Genomic DNA, 20,804 nt, shown 5'->3' with positions numbered 1-20,804 from the left:
GATCTGCCGCTTGCAGTCAGCATTTTGCCGCCGCTTATCTTTCGATTATACCATAGCCGACTTATTTCGTCTACTATCGTTCCGCTTCCGGGCACAGCGCATACCCGTAAGCCTTATCGTTCACAGCCTTCGACACTTTGCAATGATATAGTTCCGCACAACACCGTTGTCGTTGCAGATTTTTTGACTTTATCTTTCCAGAACAGTCGTTCCGTGATAGAATAATAATCCGAAGCAACTGCAAATTTCTAAAGCAGTTACGCGCGAAATAACACGTTATACATTAACATATCACTGTGCATACATATGCAGTAAGATCGATACCGCTGTAAAGGAGACTCACTTTATGATAAAAAAAGAAATCGCTGAAATCAAGCGCCAGTTCACCCCTGCAAACTGCTCCATTTCCCGCATTTGCGGCTGCTACGTGGATGGTGAAAAAAACAAAAAAGCCGAATTCAAGGAAGCCTTTTTATCTCTTCCGGAAGAGGATATGTTCAAGTATTTTGAACTGCTCCGCAAAAATCTGTCCGGCACACTGGGAAAAAATCTCATGAACCTGGAGTTCCCGCTGGCTGCCGAGGAAGAGGGCGGACCGCATGAATTCCTGTTAAAGCTGCGCAACAGCCGTCTCCAGGACGATGCTCTTTTAGACGCTTTCTACGACCGGATCATTGAAAACTACGACTACGTCGGCAACTACCTCATCCTGCTGATCCACGACGCCTACGACATTCCGGGCAAGACCTCCGACGGCATCGAAATGGAAGATGCCTCCGATGAAGTTTACAGCTACATCCTGTGTTCCATCTGCCCGGTCGATCTGTCCAAACCAGGGCTCAGCTACAACGAACTGGAAGGCAGCTTCCAGAACCGCATCCGCGACTGGGTAGTACAGATGCCGGAGCTCGGCTTTTTATTCCCAGCCTTCAACGACCGCTCCACCGACCTGCACAGCACCCTTTACTACTCCAAAGACAGCAATGACCTGCACGATGCCTTTATCGAGCAGCTCCTGGGCTGCCCGCTCCCGCTGCCAGCTGGATACCAGAAAGAATCCTTCCAGACCATCATCGAAGACACCCTGGGAGATGCCTGCAACTATGAAACGGTAAAAACAATCCATGAAAATTTAAGCGAACTGATTGAAGAACACAAAGATGAGCCGGAGCCACTGGTACTTGACAAATACCAGGTACGCAGCCTGTTAGAGCAAAGCGGTGTCGAAGAAGAGCACCTGGAAACCTTTGACCAGAACTTCGATGAGACCGCAGGAGAAAAAACCTCGATCTACGCAAGCAATATCGCCAACACCCGCGCCTTCGAGGTCAAAACCCCGGATGTCATCATCAAAGTCAATCCGGACCGCACCGACCTCATTGAAACCCGCGAGATTGATGGCCGCCAGTGCCTCGTCATCGCGATCGACGGCGGCGTCGAAGTTAATGGAATTGCGGTGAGTCCGAGTGCGGCTGCTCCAGAAGAATAACAATATTGTTAACGTAATAGGACCGTGAAAGTTGCCTTCGGCAACTTTCACGGTCCATCGTTTTTTCCATGAAATTGTTATATTTAGTGGTGGCTGCCACAATGACTGCAGTCCCCATTGCAGGTCAGATGCCCTGCGCCAGCGTTTTCTTTTTCCGGGCAATCCGCACGGTTTCCGTTCTGTGCTTCTTCCTTATCTTTTTTCTTAGAGTAAAGAAGCAATCCGACCAGACATATCACACCGACCAGCACCGCTACACAGGCTTTTAAAAATATTCCCATTAATACTTCCATATTACGCAATCTCCTCTATATACAGCATATACAATCTGATTATTCCAGCGATAAGTCTCTGGCTTTTCTACAAAATTCAGAAAATCCCTGTTTATGGACAATAATCCAAACTGTTCTTATGCAAAAAGAGGCCTTACACGATTTCTCGCATAAAACCTCTCCTGAATTCTTAAGTCCGTATCTTAGGATTACTCCATGGTGTACGGCATCAGAGCGATGTGACGTGCTCTCTTGATAGCAACGGTCAGAGCTCTCTGGTGCTTTGCACAGTTACCGGTAATTCTTCTCGGAAGAATTTTACCTCTCTCAGATACATATCTTTTCAGCTTGTTGGTATCCTTGTAATCGATTACGCCGTTCTTATCGCCGCAGAATACACAAACTTTTTTTCTTCTACGCATGCCGCCTCTTCTTACCTTAGCGCCATCTGCTTTATCAGTCTTATTGAATGCCATTGGTACTGCCTCCTTCTTCAAATGATTCGTGCCGTCTTAAGCTAAATCTGATTTAGTTAAACGGCAGTCCTTCGTCTTCCACACCATCCGGAATGTTCATGAAGCCATCGCCAATCGCGCTGGTCGGCGCCGGTCTGGAGGTTGGCTGATAGCCGTAACCGCCATTGTCGTTATTGCCGCTTCCAGAGTTCTTGCTGTCTGCGAACTCCTGATCATCCACGATGATGTCTGTGGTATAAACACGCTGACCTTCTTTGTTGGTGTAACTGCCAGTCTGGATACGTCCGGACACCAGTACGCGCATCCCCTGACGGAAATACTTCTCTGCAAACTCGCCTGCTCTGTCAAATGCCACGATGTTAATAAAATCGGCAGTCTGCTCGTTTCCGTCCTGGTTACGGCGTCCTCTGCGGTCCACTGCAAGGGTATATCTCGCAACAGCCATGGAACGCTCTCCCTGGGTGTAACGAACTTCCGGGTCTCTGGTCAATCTTCCCATAAGGATTACTCTATTCATACCATCACTCTTCCTTTTTTAAGCTGGTCGTTATCTATTACTTACTGCTCGTCCTGCTTTACGCAAAGATATCTGACAACCGGCTCCATGATGCGGATGTGTGCTTCCACTTCGTTAGAGCAGTCAGAGTTCTCAGACTCGAACTTGATGAAGTAGTAGAAAGCCTCTTTTGCTTTCTGAATCTCGTAAGCAAGTCTCTTCTTGCCCCAATCATCAACGCCTGTTACAGTGCCACCGAAGCGGGTGATATAACCCTGTACCTTCTCCAGTGCTGCAGCTCTCTCTTCGTCTTCGAGTTTTGCGCTCAGAACAACTGCTAATTCGTATTTGTTCATTGCTTTACCTCCTTGTGGTCTCTGGCCCTTGACTTCAGTCTCAAGAGCAAGGATTTTAATGTGTCACGGATAAATATTTTACCAGAAGCGGTGCATAAATGCAAGCACTTTTTTGCGATTTATGCAAGTTTTTTTGCGGTTTTTTCGCGTCTTCACGCGTTTTCCGCATTTCCTGCCTTCGTCAGTCCACGGGCATTTTTTTCTACCATTTTCCGCTCTGTCATCACCTGATGACCGCAGCCCATACATTTCAGGCGGAAATCTGCCCCAACGCGCAGGATTTCCCACTCATGGCTTCCGCAGGGATGCGGCTTCTTCAATTTTACGATATCTCCAACTTCAAAATTCCAGCGCTGGTCCATGCATCGCACTCCTTTCGTTTTCATCTTTCCCGACTCTGTTTCTGTATTCCCAGGCTTACCGGATCATATGTCCCGGATCTTTTCCCAGGATCGCATCAATCTTTGCAAGCTCCTCTTCTGAGAAGTCCAGATGCTCAAGTGCCTCCACGTTATCTTCGAGCTGGCTGACACGGCTTGCCCCGATCAGCACACTGCTTACCTCCGGCCGTCTCAGTACCCAGGCCAGCGCCATCTGCGCCAGGCTCTGTCCGCGCTCCACGGCAATCTCATGCAGCTTTGCTACCTTCGCAAGCTGTTCCTCATTCATGTAGCGCTTGCCGATCGTAGTTCCTTTGCGGGAGGCACGGGAGTCTGCCGGAATGCCCTTTAAATACCGGTCCGTCAATGCGCCCTGCGCCAGCGGACTGTATGCGATGCAGCCGGTTCCGGTCTCTGTCAGCACATCAAACAGGCCCTGCTCCGACCAGCGTTCAAACATATTGTATCTCGCCTGGTGAAGCAGACACGGCGTTTTGTTTTCTTTCAAAATAGCAATGGCACGCGCAGCTTCATCTGCCTGATAATTGGAAATGCCGACATACAATGCCTTGCCCTGGCGAACCATATCAGAAAGGGCACCCATCGTCTCCTCCAGAGGTGTCTCCGGGTCCGGGCGGTGATGATAGAAGATATCAACATAATCCAGATTCATGCGCTTCAGGCTTGCATCCAGACTGGACATCAGATATTTTCTGGAGCCCCAGTTTCCGTAAGGCCCCGGCCAGAAGTCATAGCCCGCCTTGGTGGATACCAGGATCTGCTCCCGGTAAGACTTCAGATCCTCCAGAAAGATCTTTCCAAAATTTTCCTCTGCCATTCCGATATTCGGAGCACCGTAATTGTTTGCCAGATCGAAATGCGTGATTCCCAGATCAAATGCCTTAAAAATGATCTCCTTCTGCTCGGATAACGGCTTTTCCGCACCGAAATTCTGCCACATGCCCAGAGATACCCTCGGAAGCAGAATGCCGCTGTTCCCACAGCGTTTGTAGCTCATTTTGTCGTATCTCGCCTCGTCTGCTCTATACATTTATTTTCCCTCCGTCAAAAAGCGCTCAAACACCTCACCGATCGGCGCACTGATCACCAGATCTGCCCGTTCATCCATCGGCGTTGCTGTTTTATTGATCAGCACCCGTTTCTTTCCCCGGTAATAATCGATCAGGCCCGCTGCCGGATAAACGGTCAGGGAAGTACCGCCAATGATCAGGATCTCCGCATTTTGTATGTAGCGCACCGCCTTCTGCAGCGTTTCCTGGTCCAGTCCTTCTTCATATAAAACCACGTCCGGCTTGATGATGCCGCCGCACTCGCACCGCGGCACATCGTTCATCCCCAAAATATCGGAAAGTCCGAAGAATTTCCCACAGCGGGTGCAGTAATTTCTGTGGACAGATCCATGCAGTTCCAAAACCTCTTTACTTCCGGCTGCCTGATGCAGGCCGTCGATGTTCTGGGTGATCACTGCACGCACCTTGCCCTGCTGCTCCAGTTTAGCCAGTGCCTTGTGTGCTGCATTCGGCTGCGCATCCGGGAACAGCATTTTGTTTTTGTAAAACCGGTAAAACTCTTCCGGGTTCTTCCGGTAAAAACTGTGGCTGATGATGGTTTCCGGCGGATAATCGTACTGCTGGTTATAAAGTCCGTCCACACTTCGGAAATCCGGGATTCCGCTCTCGGTTGAAACACCCGCACCGCCAAAGAACACCACATTGTCGCTTTCTTTGATCCACTGTTCCAAAAGATCCACTCGCTCTGACATTTTCTGATCCATCCTGCATGCTCCTTTCCAGTTTCATTCCATGTAGTTCTTTTCTATATTTTCTTCTATTTATCAACTGGCAGCCTGGCACTTTTCTTTATACAACCTCATCCAGAAAAACACGGCTCAGCACATCGATCTGCTCCGCTCCCGGATAGGCCCGGACTGCCTCCGGAATCCGGTAACCAAACAGCCATGCCGTAAACGCTTCAATCCGCAGATGCAGCACCCGACGCTCATCCCACTGGGTCCGTGCCAATGCTTCCTCCATCGTATCGATCGGACCGTCCAGTTTTTCCAGTTCGGATTCCGTATGATTTAGTGTCCACACCCAGCGTCCCGCATTTTGCGGGATCAGCGGATCTTCCAGTTCCAGGCAGATCCGAAGCTGTTCCGTCTGGGCATCCTGTTTTAAGCGGATCACTGGTACAAACGCTTCCGGTGTTACGATCCGGGCCATGATCGCCGGTTTCTTGGTCTCCAGTTCCGAGTAACCAGTTTCTGTATACAAAAGGCGCTGTTCTTTCTTTTCGCGTCCCCAGATGCCCTGGATTCCAACCGGCTGCTCCCCGTCATACAACAGTTCCAGCTTGCCAAGCTCACTCTGAACCTCACGCACCAGACTTTTTACATACGCTGCATCCCGCTTGGCAAATACCTCATAGCGCGATTCCAGCCAATGCTGCATCCAGTCCGCTGCCAGCTCTACGGTGTCTTCTTCCACACAGACACGTTTCAAATCTTTATTTCCACTCAGTTTCCAGACTGGCTGGTCATAAATAAACGTAAACTGAAACGGCGTATAGATTGCCTCTGCCGCCGGCATCAAAAAACAGAATGGCATTTGGCGTTCCCGCATATCCTGCATCATCCGAAGAAGCAGACTGCGCATATATCCCCGGTGACGCATCGTACTCTTCGTCGCTACGGCCACGATATAGTCCACATTCCAACAGGCATCCCGCACCAAAAGCCGGTATGGATTGAGGTGGAGCATCGCCTGAATTCCATCCTCCTCACGGACCAAAACCTGGTTTGTTGTCATTTTTTCCTGATCATAATAAGTAAGAAACTCCTCAGAATCCTCCGGGAAAGCTTCTCTCCATAAATTCTTTGTCAGGACTTTTTCCTGATTATCCAGATATCTTATCATAGCTGCCTCTCTTTTCCGCCACAACCCCTATCTGCTGAAGTTCTTCTGCTGCACCAGATATTTTCTTGCAAAGCCACACGGATTATACGACATTTTTGCGTGCCGCAAGCCTTCCTGTCCCAGGTCGTCCTCCCGGTTTACCAGCGCCACATCCGGGAATTCCTGCACCAGAAACTGCTGGTTAATAAACTGATATAAACCCCGGATTTCCGGATTTGCCTTTTCAATGTGAATGACTGCCATATTTTCCGCCGGATTATAGCTTCCAATGGTAAATGCTTCCAGTGTTCCATCAATGTATACACCAGACATCCGGATATCCAGATCCAGACACTGCTTTAAAATCTCGTGGATTCCCTCTACTTCATAATCCAGATGCTCTTCTACCTCATCGCCCTTGCCTTCTCTCCAGCGGTCCAGGAAACGCCAGACATCATCCCGGTCAGAACAGCGAAGGCGCCGGAACTCATAGCGGCCCTCATACTCCTTCAAAAATGCATTCAGATGATTTTTCTTCTTATGCAGCTTCTTGCCGGACAGTTTGCGCATGGCTTCGCCGTCGTACAGATAATCCTTTAAATCCTCCTGTTCCGTCACCACAAAATCATCCGACTCCTTTAAATGAAGAAACTCTACCGCCTCCTCATCGGCCAGATAAATTTTAAGCGGAATATGCAAGACATTATTAAAATATTCCACCGTCATATCAAAATACTTTTTTAAGTTCTCTTCTTTGCAAAGAGGCATGGCACTATGCATCACCCCTTCTTCCTTCATCAGCCACAAGAGTGCCCTGTTCTCATGAATGGCATACTGCACATGATAATATTTCCGCCAGATGAAACTGTCTAACGGCACACTGTCACAAGTCTTATTGGGACGCAGCCCAAAATACGGTGCCAGAATCTTCATATCTGCTGCTTCTACTGGTTTAAAATTCAAATCTGTCATTTCTATTCCTTTAGTCCTTCCATATAAGATAAGACAGCATGTTTCTTATCTTAAGCTTTCTTTCACGTCTTTCGCGTTTTATTATTATAGCGTGAGTCCGTTCCAGAATCAATATAGCGAAATTCCCATTTCCAACCATTTATTCTCGTTACTGCTCAGAAAAGGTCCAGCAGCCAGCAGCTACCGGACCTTTTCTGTAACCTGATGAACCTTCCATGCCCGCATTCCGGATATTTCCAGTGCAGAACCACAATAACGGCACTGTTTTACCCCAAGCTGTTCCACCGGCGCTCCACAATTCGGGCATACCACCGATGCTGCTGCCCCCGCCTTTCCGGAGTCATAAATGTAAACCAGCTCGGTCTCGCAGACCGTCTGCCTTTTGTAAGGTGCCGGTCTATCTGTCTGATGGCTCTCTTTGGTCCGGCTTCTGGAAAGTTTCTGCGCCTTCATCCCATTTTTCCCGGCAGGCTCTGCCTCTCTCCAATATTCTGCCGCAGTTTCACAGAAAATACTCGCACTGCCGCCATAACGCTGATACCGGTTGATCACGGTTTTATGGATTCTGACTGCCCCGGCTGTCTGGATATTTTCTTTTTCCAGAAATTCCTTCACTGCCCGTTCCACTTCCGTTCGCAGTTCCTCCCAGTTCCATTCCGGGAAATCCCGCAGGATCTGCGGCAAGTAGATGCTTGTCATCCCACCAAGCGATTTTGGCTGTTCTTCCTGCTCTTCTCCTGCGCTCTGCGCACTCCGCAGGAATTCCCGGAGAAAACGGATTTCTGCAGAATTTAAGAATCTGCAAATGCTCCGCCGGATCCGGATAAATAAGAGCACCACCAGAAGAAGTAAAATTCCACCTACAACCACCGCAACATGCTTTTCACTCATATGTATCTTTCCTCTTGCTCTTTTATAAAGCTTCTCACGATATCCTCCCTGTTTACTCGTTTACCGTACCCACACGAAGAAGAGCCTCTCTCATTTCACTGCGCCATTTCTCGTTGGCAAGACAGATGATACCCTTGCAATGATCTGTAAAAAGACACATTTCGCAGATTATACGATCAATGGATTGCATCACATTTTTGATATCCCATGAATGATGTCTCCGTTATGCCTTGCAAAAACCATACTCATTATTTTTATCTCAATTATACGCTCGTACATTGCAACATGGCAATACAATTTTTTCCGGCTGTCATGAAACCATTGGCGTTCATCCGCAACTTCAACTATGAAGAAATTCAGTGAAAAACTGCAAACTCCTGCCATGATATTATTATAGAAAGAAGGAAATCACACTATGAACTTATCAAAAACAAATAAGCAGATAAACCTCCTACACATCCATGATAGAAGTTTTATCTGCTTATTTGGAAACTCCTGCAGATTGTTTTCAGATTAACTCGTCAATCTTTATTACCGTTCATTCTCCGAATGATCGCATCCCGGTATTCCTCGGTTGTCGCAGTTCCATGAAGATCCGGAGTCAGACAGATTCCCGCTTCCAGTACCTCATCCACTGCCCCTCGGATCTTTGCTGCGCAATCACGCTGCCCTAAGTATTCCAGCATCATGCAGGCTGACCATAAAAATGCGGTTGGATTCGCAATGTGCTGTCCGGCAATATCCGGCGCACTGCCATGAACCGCCTCAAACATGGCATAATCTGTTCCGAGATTGCTGGATGGCAAAAGTCCAAGTCCTCCGATCAGTCCACTTGCCAGATCTGATAACAGATCGCCATACAGATTCGGTGTTACAATGATATCAAACTGATTCGGATTCATAACCATCTGCATGCAGGTATTGTCAATGATCTTGTCATCGTGCTGAATCTCCGGATATTCCTTTGCAATCTCATGGAAAATGCTCAAAAACAGGCCATCTGACATTTTCAGGATATTTGCCTTATGTACACAAGTCACTTTTTTTCTGCCATGTGCCCGTGCATACTCAAATGCGTCACGGATAATTCGGGTGCTGGCTTTTCTGGTGATAATTTTCGTTGCATGAACCGTATTTTCATCGATCTGCTCTTCCACACCTACATACAGGTCTTCCGTGTTTTCCCGGAAAATTACCATATCCACATCATGAAATGGTGTTTTCACTGCGATATTCGATTTTGCAGGACGAATATTTGCATAAAGGTCATATTTACTTCTCAGGGTTACATTCAAGGAACGGAATCCGTGACCGATCGGAGTTGTGATCGGAGACTTCAATAAAACATGATTCCGGTCAAACGAAGCATATGCTTCCGCCGGAATCAATGCACCATTTCTCTTCCATTCAGCCTCACCGACATTGTAAACCTCATACTCCAGTTCTGCACCGGCTGCTTCTAAAATTTCCAGAACACAGTCTGTGATCTCTGGTCCAATGCCGTCTCCCTTAAACACCGTGATTGTTCTCTTCATCTATATGACCTCCTGTTCTCATCCTGCATTTTTATTTTTCAAATCGTATCACAGGCTCGATTCAAAGTCAATAGATTGTAGTACCCACAACGTGTTGCTTTTGATTAAGAACAAGCACTTATCCGACAACTCCTATATCACCAGCGGCAACAGCACGTTCTGCTTAAGGCAGCTTTTTCAGTCCATAGATCAAACATGGTTCAGGATACCGGTAGATTGCAAAAACAGCACCAGCATGATGATCGGCATTAGGTACTTGATCATCACTACGTAAAGCCACTTCCGCCCAAACTTCTTTCCACCGCGTTCCATCTCTTCCACAATCCAGGCCGGTTTCATGATCCAGCCAATAAAGATGGCTGACAAGAAGGCAATAAACGGCATCATAAAGCTGTTGCTGATATAATCCATGATATCCAGCAGCTGTCCAGTGCTTCCGTTTGGCAGCATGACCTCAACGTAAAAAATGCTGTATCCAAGCGCAATCACGGCAGTTGCAGCCAGATAAATAACCGACAGAACTCCTGTTGTTTTTTTACGCTCTGTATGGAAAATCTCCATGCAGTTTGCAGTGATGGATTCCAGAACGGAAATACAGGAGGTCAACGCTGCGAATGCTGCAAGGATAAAGAAGAAAAGTCCAATGATTCTTCCCGTAATGCCCATACGATAGAATACTTTCGGCAGAGAAATGAACATCAGGCCAGGGCCCGCAGACATTCCATCCACGCCAAAGAATACATAAACAACCGGAATGATCATAACTCCCGCAAGTAGCGCAACACCAGTGTCCATAAGTTCGATCATGGATACGGATTTTCCCAGATCAACCTCCGGTTTTACATAAGAACCGTAGGTAATCATAATCCCCATCGATACACTCAAAGAGAAGAACAGCTGACTCATGGCATCCAGTGTGATCTGCAGAAATCTTGATACCGTCATCCCGGACCAGTCCGGAGTCAGATAAACCTTTAATCCCTGCATACCCGTCCGGATACTTCCATCATCTGCCGTATTTTTCAACGTTAAAGAGTACACCGCAATTCCAACCACGATCAACAAAAGCATCGGCATCATGGTTTTGGAGACTCGCTCAATTCCTTTTTCGACACCGTGATACACGATAAACGCTGTCACCAGCATGAAAATCAGCCCATACCACACGGATCCCGGCGCAGTAATAAACGATGTGAAACAGTTGTCCTGCGCGGCAGCCTCCACATTCCCACTAAGAAACAGCAGGATATATTTAAGAATCCAACCGCCGATCACCGCATAGTACGTCATGATCAGAACAGGTACAAAAAAAGTGATCACACCGAGAAATTTCCATTTCTGATTCATGCTTGTATAGGCATAGATCGCACTTTTACCAGTTCTGCGGCCGATAGCAATATCCGTGGTCAACAACACAAAACCAACCGTAAAGATCAGGACCAGATAGATCAGCAGAAAAACACCACCACCATCCTTCGCCGCCAAAAAAGGAAAGCGCCAGAGATTACCAACACCAACTGCGCTTCCTGCTGCCGCGAAAACAAACCCCAGCTGCCCTGTAAAACTACTTTTTTTCTTCATTGTATCCCACTCATTTCATCCCTTCACTTGACATAGCCACATCATATTACTAAAATTATAATAAATAAATATAAAGTTATTTATCTTATACTTTAATTATTTTCATTTTATATTGTAACAAGGACAAAAGGACGAAAGCATGGACACATTTAATTACCGTATATTTCTCACGATCGTACAATACAGCAGCTTTCAAAAAGCAGCGGAACTTCACAACGTTACACCACCTGCCGTCAGTCACATTGTAAAGCAGATGGAACAGGAATTCGGAGTCTCCCTGTTTATCCGGAACCGGCGCGGCGTTGTCCTGACCACCTCCGGCGAACAGGTCCTGCCCCTGATTTCCTCCCTGATCCAAAAAGAAGATATGCTCCTTCAGTATCTGTCCGATCTGAACGGTCTGAAGAAAGGACATGTCCGCCTTGGCATTTTCAATTCGATGTGCAAATATCTGTCCGATCTGATCTATGGTTTCAAAGCGCAGTATCCCAATATCACCTTCGAGATCTACCAAGGCTCCTATGAGAATATCATTGACTGGCTAAAAACCGGAGTGGTTGACATCGGTTTCCTGTCCCAGACAGTAAATCCACATTTTCCTTTTTACCGTATTTTCGCCGATCCGCTGATCTGTATTTTGCGCAAAGGAACGATAACCGCGTCAGACACCGGAATTTCCCTTGAAAGCCTTGCAAACGAGCGCTTTGTCATGCAGCGTGAATCCTGCGATGCAGATGCCAGACGCATCATAGACAAGCTGAATCTCGACATCCGCACCGTATGCCACGTAGTCGATGATAAAACAACGATTGAGATGGTCAAAGCTGGTTTTGGCTTTGCGATCATGCCTCTTTTGACCATGTACGGCTTTGAGGATGAAGTGAAAATGCTGCCCATCGTCCCGGCAGAAGAGCGCGTGATCGGTGCATGTGTCCGGAACGCGCATGATCTAGCGCCGGCCGTCAGGAAAGTGCTTGAGTTTATCCAAGATTATGACTATGGTGAAATGCATGAAAAGTTACGCAAACACTTTTTTGAGTAAGCAAAAACCCCGGAAGCCTTGATTTTTACTGGCTTTTCCAGACAAAAAAAGGAACCATCTTTCGATGATTCCTCAGAGGCGACAACCAGATTTGAACTGGTGATCAGGGTGTTGCAGACCCACGCCTTACCACTTGGCTATGTCGCCATATTTAATTGCTTATCAGATTTCTCTGATAAATGACCCCAACGAGATTCGAACTCGTGTTACCGCCGTGAAAGGGCGATGTCTTAACCGCTTGACCATGGGGCCTCTTATATGAAATTCATTAACACATAGAAGCTATGTGAGCTCCCCGAGTAGGACTTGAACCTACGACAGCGCGGTTAACAGCCGCGTGCTCTACCGACTGAGCTATCGAGGAATACGCTGCTCGTTGACAGGCAACAAAGGTATTATATGATATGGGTGCTTTTTTGTCAAGCAATTTGTTTCAAAATTTTTAAAATTTTTATTTGCTTGAGTAACACGTTCATTTTCACTTCAAAAGACACATTTTTTAATTTACCTGGTATAAAAAGAATATACCTTGGCATACTTCTTCACTGAGGCGCGGTTTCCTGCGAAATAAGAAAGCACTAGGTTCCTATCCTTTCAGGAGGAACTCCGGTGCTTTCTTAGTTTGCCACGATTCTGTTCGTTTATTCATTCTGTTTTTGCTTACAGCAAAATCCTCACTCGTATGAAAATCTACTTTTCAAGACTCTTCCAACGGAAGTTCGGAACCACATCACTCCATTTGCTGATTCCGATCAGTGCTTTGTATTTCTCTGTGGTCTCCAGGGTGGATGCCTTGTTGTCGATATTTTTATATACCAGCCAGGACGGCTTCTGCATCGTTGCTACGATATCATTGGTCTTGCTGGTATCGCAATGCCACAAACCAAACGCCTGGGATGCTGCCATCTCAGAAGGCGCATCAACCTGACGGCTCATGATAAATGCATCGATATACGGATTGCTGTCGGCAATGTAATATGCATAAGCAATGGCTGCTGCCTGCAGGTCTTCTGTCGTGCCACGCGTTGCACTGGTGGATGTAAAGCCCTGTTCAGAAAGAATCACATGGCGTACTTCACCAGAACGGGTACGGAACTGGGCCTGCTGCAGATAATCTGTCAGAACGCTTAAATTCAGCATATTTACAACCGGTGAAGACGCATCATCCTTGATCAGTCCGGTTTCGCGGTCATTCCAGAATTCCGGTTCCGTTAACGGAATCGAGTACGGATGATATGCTAATCCCCAGTCCATGGAACCGCCCGGGATCATCTGGTTATTAAATGTATCCAGCAGATCTTTGGCATTATATGTCAACGAGCCATCCGCTTCGTGCATCCAGTTATAATCCGTTGAGAAGAAGACACGGCTGCTCTGGCTGGTACTGCGGATTGCTGTGTAGAACACGCGGAATGCCCGCTGATATTCATTGATATAGCTTTCCAGACTCATAGGTCCCATATAGTTCCAAAGCTGATTATTAATCTCATTGCCGATGACCCAGTTGGACACTCTCCCATATGGAGAAGATTTGCTTCCGTAACGGTCTGCCAAAAATGCAGCAATCGCACGCAAGGACTCATATCCTTCCTCCGTCGCAACATGAAAACCATAATAGTTTGCAACGGAAGCCGGCTGCTTTGTAACCCCCGGATAATACAACTGCGGCGTGCTGTCGTTCCAGCCATTTAAGATAACCGCCGTAACGGTCATATCTTTTTCCGACATTCTCTTAATGGTGTCATCGTATACGGCAAGCACATCTTTATTAAAATGGTAAGTTTTCCCATCATACTCATAATCAATTCCGCTGCCCAAAATGTGGTTGAACGGAATATTGACGATCACATGGTTTACGCCAAGGGAAAACGCATCCGAAAGCATAGCCGGTGTCGTCTGGATCAGAAGTCCCTTTTTTGTCTGCGCAGTCTTATACGGATCTGTGTATTTTGCAACACTTTCCGGATTTGCCACATAAGCCTCATTACTGACAATGGTATATTCACTTCCATCATAGACAGCTACAACAAAACTGGAATACAGTCTGTCTTCCTGCGTTCCATGATTCAGCGGAAGCTGAAACGATAATTCGTCTCCCTTTGTGATCCATGCAGCGTAATCCGTCCGGCCTTTTAAATCCCTCTGATACGGTTTCATTTCAAAAAGATACAGATAATTATCATAGTATGCCGGATCCGACCAGCTTCCTTCCATCTGACCTTTGATGCTTACCTGATTGCCACCTGTCACTTCGCAGCTTGTTATATGGGCAAATTCTGCCGGTGCAGGCTTTGCCGCCTGACTTTCTGCCTGAGTTTCCGCCGCAGCTGTATCCGCAGTCTCTGCCATTGCTGTTACGCTGCCGGCCCCGGCAAATACCGCAGCCATACAGCATAACGAGATACAATACTTCCATATTTTTCTCAAATTTTCTGCCTCCAATCTCTGTCAATCCATGTCATAAACAGCAAAATATTTCGACTTGCCATTTTCACCCCATTATCATAGCACGGAATCCATTTGGTTCAAGTAGGTTTTCCCTTACATTGATTTAAGATTTTCTTGCAGAATTCTATGGAAGAAAGTAATGATTTATGATTCTACGGCAACTGCGCAATGCATTTTCTCCACATCAAAACCGATAAAATGACTGCAATATAATCCGTCAGTGCCTGCCCGTAAATAACGCCGGTTAAACCACCAAGCGCATTTAGCAGAAATAAAAGCGGGATCAGAAGTACCCCCTGACGAAGCACCGATAAAATAGTCGCCCAAAACGCTTTTCCTACAGACTGCATACAGTTCATATTCATAAAAAGGATTCCGATGACAGGCCCAGAAAGCATGTATGCAATCAGCATTCTGACACCATACATGATGACTTCCTCATCCTGGATAAACAAGCCGATAATCTGTCTGCGGAATACAAAGAACAGAAGTGTCGCCAGAATTCCAATCACGATACAGCATTTTTTTGTGTATGCCGCAATGTCCTGAAAACGTTTTTTATCGCCGGATCCAAAATTATAACCAAGCAGGGGCTGCACTCCGTTTGCAAGTCCCATCTGCAGAAATGTGATAAACATATTTGCCTTGAATACGATTCCGATTGCCGCTACCGGTGCATTTCCATATGCGACTAAAATCTGATTTAATACAATTGTGGAAACGCTCATTAAAGTTGAAAAAATAGCGGTTGGGAGACCGCAGGAACAAATGCCGCTGAAAATACCGTACCGACATGTGAAATTACGGATCCCAATAGAAAAATTATTACTTTTTTTCACGAAATACCAGAGATAATACAGGCTCGCCAGTATATTTCCCAAAGTAGTAGCAACTGCTGCACCAGCTGCACCGAGATGAAATCCACTGATCAGAACCGGATCCAGAACAATATTGGCAATGGTACCGATCATGCTGCCGATCATCGCCTCTTTGCTGGCGCCCTCAGAACGCACTACAAAGCTGGCTGCTGCAGACCAGATGATAAACGGTGCTCCATAAGAAATATGAAAAACATATCCGCGTGCCAGCGCATAAGTTTCTTCATTTGCGCCAAAAATACTCAGGATTGGCTGCATAAATCCCACTAACACAAGTGCAAAGAGAATCCCAACCGCCAATGACGCATACGTGATAAATGCAGAAACCTGTTTCATACGCTTCTGATTCTGCTCTCCAAGTGCCATAGATGCCACAGCGCTGCCGCCCATGCCAAACATATTCGCAACCGCCATAAATAAAATAAAGATGGGATTCGTAAGACTGACTGCAGCAACCTGAAGCGGATCTCCCGTCTGACCAACAAAAAAGGTATCCGCCATATTATAAACAACCGTAACCAGGCTGCTGATCACACTTGGGATCGCCATCGTCGCAACTGCCTTAGAAACCTTCATCCGGGCCATTAATTCATTTTCCGCATTCTCATTTGCATTCATTTTTCATTCGTCCTTTCTGCCTCCAGATTTTGAAGCATTTTTCCTGCAATACGCAGAAATTCCTGCTTTTCCTGTTCCGTGATTCCCTGTAATAACAAATGCTCCGTCTCCTCAACCTCCTGCCGAATCCGGTCTTTCATGCTTCTCGCTTTTTCGGTAAATACGATTTTTTTATATCGTCCGTCCCATTCATCCGATACCCGCTGGATCAATTTTTTCTGCTCCAATGCATTCAGCATTTCCGTTACCGTAGATGGTCGCAGACCAAATTCCCGCTCCAGATCTTTTTGATATACGGAATGTGCCTCTGACTCAACCAGAACATAGTTCAGGATTTTCCCCTGCGCACTTCCGATGCCCAGCTGCGTATGTACTTCCTGCGAGCGGTTCCGAAGCCGGTTCGAAATACAGTTGATCATTTTTCCTGTTTCCATAAATCCATGTCACACCTTTCTGCCTTTGTTTCTGACTCCGCCTTTGCAGACTTTTGTTTGTCCGTAGTTTCTTTTCGTCAATACCTTATTGCTTCACCAATTGTTGCGTTTCCGCTTCTGATAGTTGTAATAGCCTTCGTAATAGTTCGGTTCCTAAGTATATTAAGAGAAGAAATAATAAAAGTCAACGATACTTCAAATATTGAAACTTTCCTTCGTTTTTTCGCATAAACTGCTTTCTTTTTCGCCGACTGCCTAAGAAACAAAACTGAGGAATTTTCGCCGATTGTTCTTCATAACAAAAAAAGACTGGAATCTCTTCCAGCCTCTCATCTATGTACCCTCAAAACCACATATTGAATTTCATCCGTTTTCTTCGTTTTCGCGGTTATTCATAGGTCTTCGACCTATTTCATAACATTAGCTTCGCCAATGTTTCGTCCAATCCACTCAAGTCCTTATGGAAGTAAACTTCCAACGGCCTTTCCTGTCTTGTCCGAACCGCTCCCTAAACCATATTGGATAAGCCCTCGACCTATTAGTGACAGTCAGCTGCATGTGTTACCACACTTCCACCTCTGCCCTATCTACCTCGTCGTCTTCAAGGGGTCTTACTACTTGCGTATGGGATATCTCATCTTGAGGGGGGCTTCACGCTTAGATGCCTTCAGCGTTTATCCCGTCCCGACTTGGCTACTCGGCCATGGGTTTGATACCCAACCGATGCACCAGAGGTCAGTCCATCCCGGTCCTCTCGTACTAAGGACAGCTCCTCTCAAATATCCTACGCCCACGCCGGATAGGGACCGAACTGTCTCACGACGTTCTGAACCCAGCTCGCGTACCGCTTTAATGGGCGAACAGCCCAACCCTTGGGACCTACTTCAGCCCCAGGATGCGATGAGCCGACATCGAGGTGCCAAACCACTCCGTCGATGTGAACTCTTGGGAGTGATAAGCCTGTTATCCCCAGGGTAGCTTTTATCCGTTGAGCGATGGCAATCCCACTTTATACCACCGGATCACTAAGTCCTAGTTTCCTACCTGCTCGACCCGTCGGTCTCGCAGTCAAGCTCCCTTATGCCTTTGCACTCTGCAAATGGTTTCCAACCATTCTGAGGGAACCTTTGAGCGCCTCCGATACCCTTTCGGAGGCGACCGCCCCAGTCAAACTCCCCACCTGACATTGTCCCCCAGCCGGGTCACGGCTGCAGGTTAGAAACCCAGTCACACAAGGGTGGTATCCCAACAGCGGCTCCATGAAGACTGGCGTCCTCATTTCTTAGCCTCCCACCTATCCTGTACATGTATAACCGAATCCCAGTATCAAGCTGGAGTAAAGCTCCATGGGGTCTTTCCGTCCTGGCGCAGGTAACCAGCATCTTCACTGGTATTTCAATTTCACCGGGTGCATTGTCGAGACAGCGCTCAAATCATTACGCCTTTCGTGCGGGTCGGAACTTACCCGACAAGGAATTTCGCTACCTTAGGACCGTTATAGTTACGGCCGCCGTTTACTGGGGCTTAAATTCAAAGCTTCGATTGCTCTAACCTCTCCTCTTAACCTTCCAGCACCGGGCAGGCGTCAGCCCATATACCTCACCTTTCGGTTTTGCATAGACCTGTGTTTTTGCTAAACAGTTGCTTGAGCCTATTCTCTGCGGCCTGCTTGCGCAGGCACCCTTTATCCCGAAGTTACAGGGTCATTTTGCCGAGTTCCTTAACAATGCTTCTCCCGCCGGCCTTAGGATTCTCTCCTCATCCACCTGTGTCGGTTTACGGTACGGGCACATATCACACAATAGCGGCTTTTCTTGACAGTTCGAATTACCAGCTTCCCTACTTTTGTTCGGTCCGCATCACGCTTTCGGATTGTTAAGCGGATTTGCCAGCTTAACTCCTTCTTCGCTTGCCCCGGTCTTTTCATTCCCGGGTCTGGTTATCGTCCTGTGTCCCCACAGTTCTGATGATATGTGGTACAGGAATTTCAACCTGTTGTCCATCGACTACGTCTTTCGACCTTGCCTTAGGTCCCGACTTACCCAGAGCAGATCAGCTTTACTCTGGAAACCTTAGATATTCGGCCTGGAGGATTCCCACCTCCATCTCGCTACTCATTCCGGCATTCTCTCTTCTTAACACTCCACAGCTCCTTATCGGTACTGCTTCGCCGCAGTTAAGAATGCTCCTCTACCACTTGTCCAATGACAAGTCCACAGCTTCGGTGTCGTGTTTCAGCCCCGGACATTTTCGGCGCAGGACCTCTCGACTAGTGAGCTATTACGCACTCTTTGAATGTGTGGCTGCTTCTGAGCCAACATCCTAGTTGTCTTCGAAATCCCACATCCTTTTCCACTTAACACGCACTTTGGGACCTTAGCTGGTGGTCTGGGCTCTTTCCCTTTTGACGACCCAACTTATCTCGTGCCGTCTGACTCCCGTGCATCATCTCTCTGGCATTCGGAGTTTGATATCTCTTGGTAAGCTTTGACGCCCCCTTAAGAATTCAGTGCTCTACCTCCAGGAGACTAACACGAGGCTAGCCCTAAAGCTATTTCGAGGAGAACCAGCTATCTCCGGGTTCGATTGGAATTTCTCCCCTATCCACACCTCATCACCACCCTTTTCAACGGATGTGTGTTCGGTCCTCCACCGCCTTTTACGGCAGCTTCAACCTGGACATGGATAGATCACCCGGTTTCGGGTCTACCCATACTGACTTTGGCCCTATTAAGACTTGGTTTCCCTTCGGCTCCGCACCTTGAGTGCTTAACCTTGCCAGTACAGGTAACTCGCCGGACCGTTCTACAAAAAGTACGCGGTTGCACATATAAAGTGCTTCCACAGCTTGTAAACACAGGGTTTCAGGTTCTCTTTCACTCCCCTCCCGGGGTCCTTTTCACCTTTCCTTCACAGTACTATGCGCTATCGGTCACTAAGGAGTATTTAGCCTTGGGGGGTGGTCCCCCCGAATTCCCACAAGGTTTCTCGTGTCTCGTGGTACTTTGGATCCTGCTCGCTGTCTATTGCTTTCGTGTACGGGGCTTTCACCCTCTGTGGCCGGACTTCCCAGACCGTTCCACTAACAAATCGACTCACTTGTTGCAGTCCGTAACCCCGGAACGCACGCGCTCCGGTTTAGGCTCTTTCCATTTCGCTCGCCGCTACTTTGGAAATCGAGTTTTCTTTCTTTTCCTCGCCCTACTTAGATGTTTCAGTTCAGGCGGTTCCCGACGCATGGCTATGGATTCACCATACGACGACTGAGGTCTTCTCAGCCAGGTTTCCCCATTCAGATATCTCCGGATCAATGGATATTTGCTCCTCCCCGAAGCTTTTCGCAGCTTATCACGTCTTTCATCGGCTCTTAGTGCCAAGGCATCCACCCTGCGCTCTTTATAGCTTAACCAATTGATGTTCACCTGCGGGTGCGGGTTACTTATCTACGATACATAGCGTTGTATCGCTGGTCTTAGGTTCGTTATTTAAAACGAGTTATTGTTTGGTTACATCTTGCGATGTAACACCTCGGATGTCTTGAATAATTATTCTTAAAGAATTTATTCTAGATATATTCAATATGCAGTTTTCAAGGTACATTGCGAAAACAAAAATGTTTCGAATGCGTTGAAAGCTTGCTTTCATAAGCTTTCGGAATATTTTGTTTTCATAACGTGCCTGCACGTGAGTGAGAAAGCGAAGCTTTCGAACTGCAATGTACAGGTACATGTCTGACTGATGTTTTATCAGTCATTAGAAAACTCAAAGTCTTTTAAGCTCTCTAATCACTGGTAAATTAACTCAGCGAGTAAATATTTTATCAGGTTTTCTTTGCTTTGTCAAGCACTTTTTCATTTTTATTCCGGCACCCACCTGCTCTCCCATGCCGTCTCCAGCATAGTACCATCGGCCGCTTAAGTCTTAACCGTCGTGTTCGGGATGGGAACGGGTGTTTCCCCTAAGCGCATCGGCACCGGAAATCTTGGAACCTTTTTATCAAAGATTCAACAGTGTTTAAAAC

Annotated in this window: 17 protein-coding genes, 3 tRNA genes and 2 rRNA genes; 2 read left to right on the top strand and 20 right to left on the bottom strand. The window is 47.0% G+C overall.

Features of this window, described 5'->3' with window-relative positions; all coding sequences use genetic code 11:
* Nucleotides 1–346 precede the first annotated feature (346 nt).
* On the top strand, nt 347–1,489 hold the full coding sequence (locus tag DXB18_RS10095) for a DUF4317 domain-containing protein (protein ID WP_118543897.1): 1,143 nt from the start codon (nt 347–349) through the stop codon (nt 1,487–1,489).
* Between the two features lie 83 nt (nt 1,490–1,572).
* Here the strand turns inward: DXB18_RS10095 and DXB18_RS10090 are convergent, their stop codons facing one another.
* The 12 genes from DXB18_RS10090 to DXB18_RS10035 form a co-directional block, all read right to left on the bottom strand.
* Entirely contained in the window at nt 1,573–1,782 is a 210-nt protein-coding gene (locus DXB18_RS10090; RefSeq protein WP_118543898.1) for a hypothetical protein, read from the bottom strand.
* A 188-nt stretch (nt 1,783–1,970) separates the two neighbouring features.
* Nucleotides 1,971–2,237, bottom strand: a complete 267-nt coding sequence (gene rpsR / locus DXB18_RS10085; protein ID WP_118534146.1) for a 30S ribosomal protein S18 — start codon at nt 2,235–2,237, stop codon at nt 1,971–1,973.
* A gap of 52 nt (nt 2,238–2,289) precedes the next feature.
* The gene (locus DXB18_RS10080; protein WP_118543899.1) at nt 2,290–2,754 is read right to left on the bottom strand and encodes a single-stranded DNA-binding protein; all 465 of its coding nucleotides are present in this window, start codon (nt 2,752–2,754) and stop codon (nt 2,290–2,292) included.
* Between the two features lie 41 nt (nt 2,755–2,795).
* On the bottom strand, nt 2,796–3,089 hold the full coding sequence (gene rpsF, locus DXB18_RS10075; protein ID WP_118534144.1) for a 30S ribosomal protein S6: 294 nt from the start codon (nt 3,087–3,089) through the stop codon (nt 2,796–2,798).
* 152 nt (nt 3,090–3,241) lie between these two features.
* Complete coding sequence (locus tag DXB18_RS10070; protein ID WP_118543900.1) at nt 3,242–3,451, bottom strand: DUF951 domain-containing protein; 210 nt, start codon at nt 3,449–3,451, stop codon at nt 3,242–3,244.
* Between the two features lie 55 nt (nt 3,452–3,506).
* Complete coding sequence (locus DXB18_RS10065) at nt 3,507–4,520, bottom strand: aldo/keto reductase (protein WP_118707583.1); 1,014 nt, start codon at nt 4,518–4,520, stop codon at nt 3,507–3,509.
* On the bottom strand, nt 4,521–5,264 hold the full coding sequence (locus DXB18_RS10060) for an NAD-dependent protein deacylase (protein WP_347560111.1): 744 nt from the start codon (nt 5,262–5,264) through the stop codon (nt 4,521–4,523).
* 85 nt (nt 5,265–5,349) lie between these two features.
* Entirely contained in the window at nt 5,350–6,405 is a 1,056-nt protein-coding gene (locus tag DXB18_RS10055; protein WP_118707582.1) for a GNAT family N-acetyltransferase, read from the bottom strand.
* Nucleotides 6,406–6,432: 27 nt separating this feature from the next.
* Nucleotides 6,433–7,356: a phosphatidylglycerol lysyltransferase domain-containing protein gene (locus DXB18_RS10050; protein WP_118707580.1), complete on the bottom strand. Its 924-nt coding sequence runs from the start codon at nt 7,354–7,356 to the stop codon at nt 6,433–6,435.
* Between the two features lie 180 nt (nt 7,357–7,536).
* Entirely contained in the window at nt 7,537–8,247 is a 711-nt protein-coding gene (locus tag DXB18_RS10045) for a zinc ribbon domain-containing protein (protein ID WP_118707578.1), read from the bottom strand.
* Between the two features lie 521 nt (nt 8,248–8,768).
* Entirely contained in the window at nt 8,769–9,782 is a 1,014-nt protein-coding gene (locus DXB18_RS10040) for an isocitrate/isopropylmalate family dehydrogenase (RefSeq protein ID WP_118543905.1), read from the bottom strand.
* A 189-nt stretch (nt 9,783–9,971) separates the two neighbouring features.
* The gene (locus DXB18_RS10035) at nt 9,972–11,363 is read right to left on the bottom strand and encodes a sodium-dependent transporter (protein ID WP_118543906.1); all 1,392 of its coding nucleotides are present in this window, start codon (nt 11,361–11,363) and stop codon (nt 9,972–9,974) included.
* Between the two features lie 139 nt (nt 11,364–11,502).
* On the opposite strand from DXB18_RS10035, the gene DXB18_RS10030 reads away from it, so the two are divergent.
* Nucleotides 11,503–12,405 carry a LysR family transcriptional regulator gene (locus tag DXB18_RS10030; RefSeq protein ID WP_118543907.1) on the top strand — a complete coding sequence of 301 codons (903 nt, stop codon included), beginning with the start codon at nt 11,503–11,505 and terminating at the stop codon, nt 12,403–12,405.
* A gap of 76 nt (nt 12,406–12,481) precedes the next feature.
* On the opposite strand, the gene DXB18_RS10025 is transcribed toward DXB18_RS10030, so the two are convergent.
* The 8 genes from DXB18_RS10025 to rrf all read right to left on the bottom strand — a co-directional run bounded on the left by DXB18_RS10025 (nt 12,482) and on the right by rrf (nt 20,761).
* Nucleotides 12,482–12,552, bottom strand: a tRNA-Cys gene (locus DXB18_RS10025).
* 33 nt (nt 12,553–12,585) lie between these two features.
* Nucleotides 12,586–12,657 (bottom strand) — tRNA-Glu (locus tag DXB18_RS10020).
* Between the two features lie 39 nt (nt 12,658–12,696).
* Nucleotides 12,697–12,769, bottom strand: a tRNA-Asn gene (locus DXB18_RS10015).
* A gap of 326 nt (nt 12,770–13,095) precedes the next feature.
* Entirely contained in the window at nt 13,096–14,793 is a 1,698-nt protein-coding gene (locus DXB18_RS10010) for a DUF5722 domain-containing protein (RefSeq protein WP_118707576.1), read from the bottom strand.
* Between the two features lie 212 nt (nt 14,794–15,005).
* The gene (locus DXB18_RS10005) at nt 15,006–16,349 is read right to left on the bottom strand and encodes an MATE family efflux transporter (protein WP_118543909.1); all 1,344 of its coding nucleotides are present in this window, start codon (nt 16,347–16,349) and stop codon (nt 15,006–15,008) included.
* Nucleotides 16,346–16,783 carry a MarR family transcriptional regulator gene (locus tag DXB18_RS10000; RefSeq protein WP_118707564.1) on the bottom strand — a complete coding sequence of 146 codons (438 nt, stop codon included), beginning with the start codon at nt 16,781–16,783 and terminating at the stop codon, nt 16,346–16,348. The genes DXB18_RS10005 and DXB18_RS10000 overlap by 4 nt, the downstream gene beginning before the upstream one ends.
* Before the next feature lie 518 nt (nt 16,784–17,301).
* A 23S ribosomal RNA gene (locus DXB18_RS09995) occupies nt 17,302–20,192 on the bottom strand.
* A gap of 451 nt (nt 20,193–20,643) precedes the next feature.
* Nucleotides 20,644–20,761 (bottom strand): 5S ribosomal RNA (gene rrf, locus DXB18_RS09990).
* Nucleotides 20,762–20,804 lie beyond the last annotated feature (43 nt).

The sequence above is a fragment of the Clostridium sp. OM02-18AC genome (assembly GCF_003481825.1).
Lineage (GTDB): Bacteria > Bacillota > Clostridia > Lachnospirales > Lachnospiraceae > Brotaphodocola.
The sequence above is the reverse complement of the archived record's forward strand: the minus strand, read 5'-3'. Positions and strand labels throughout refer to the sequence as shown.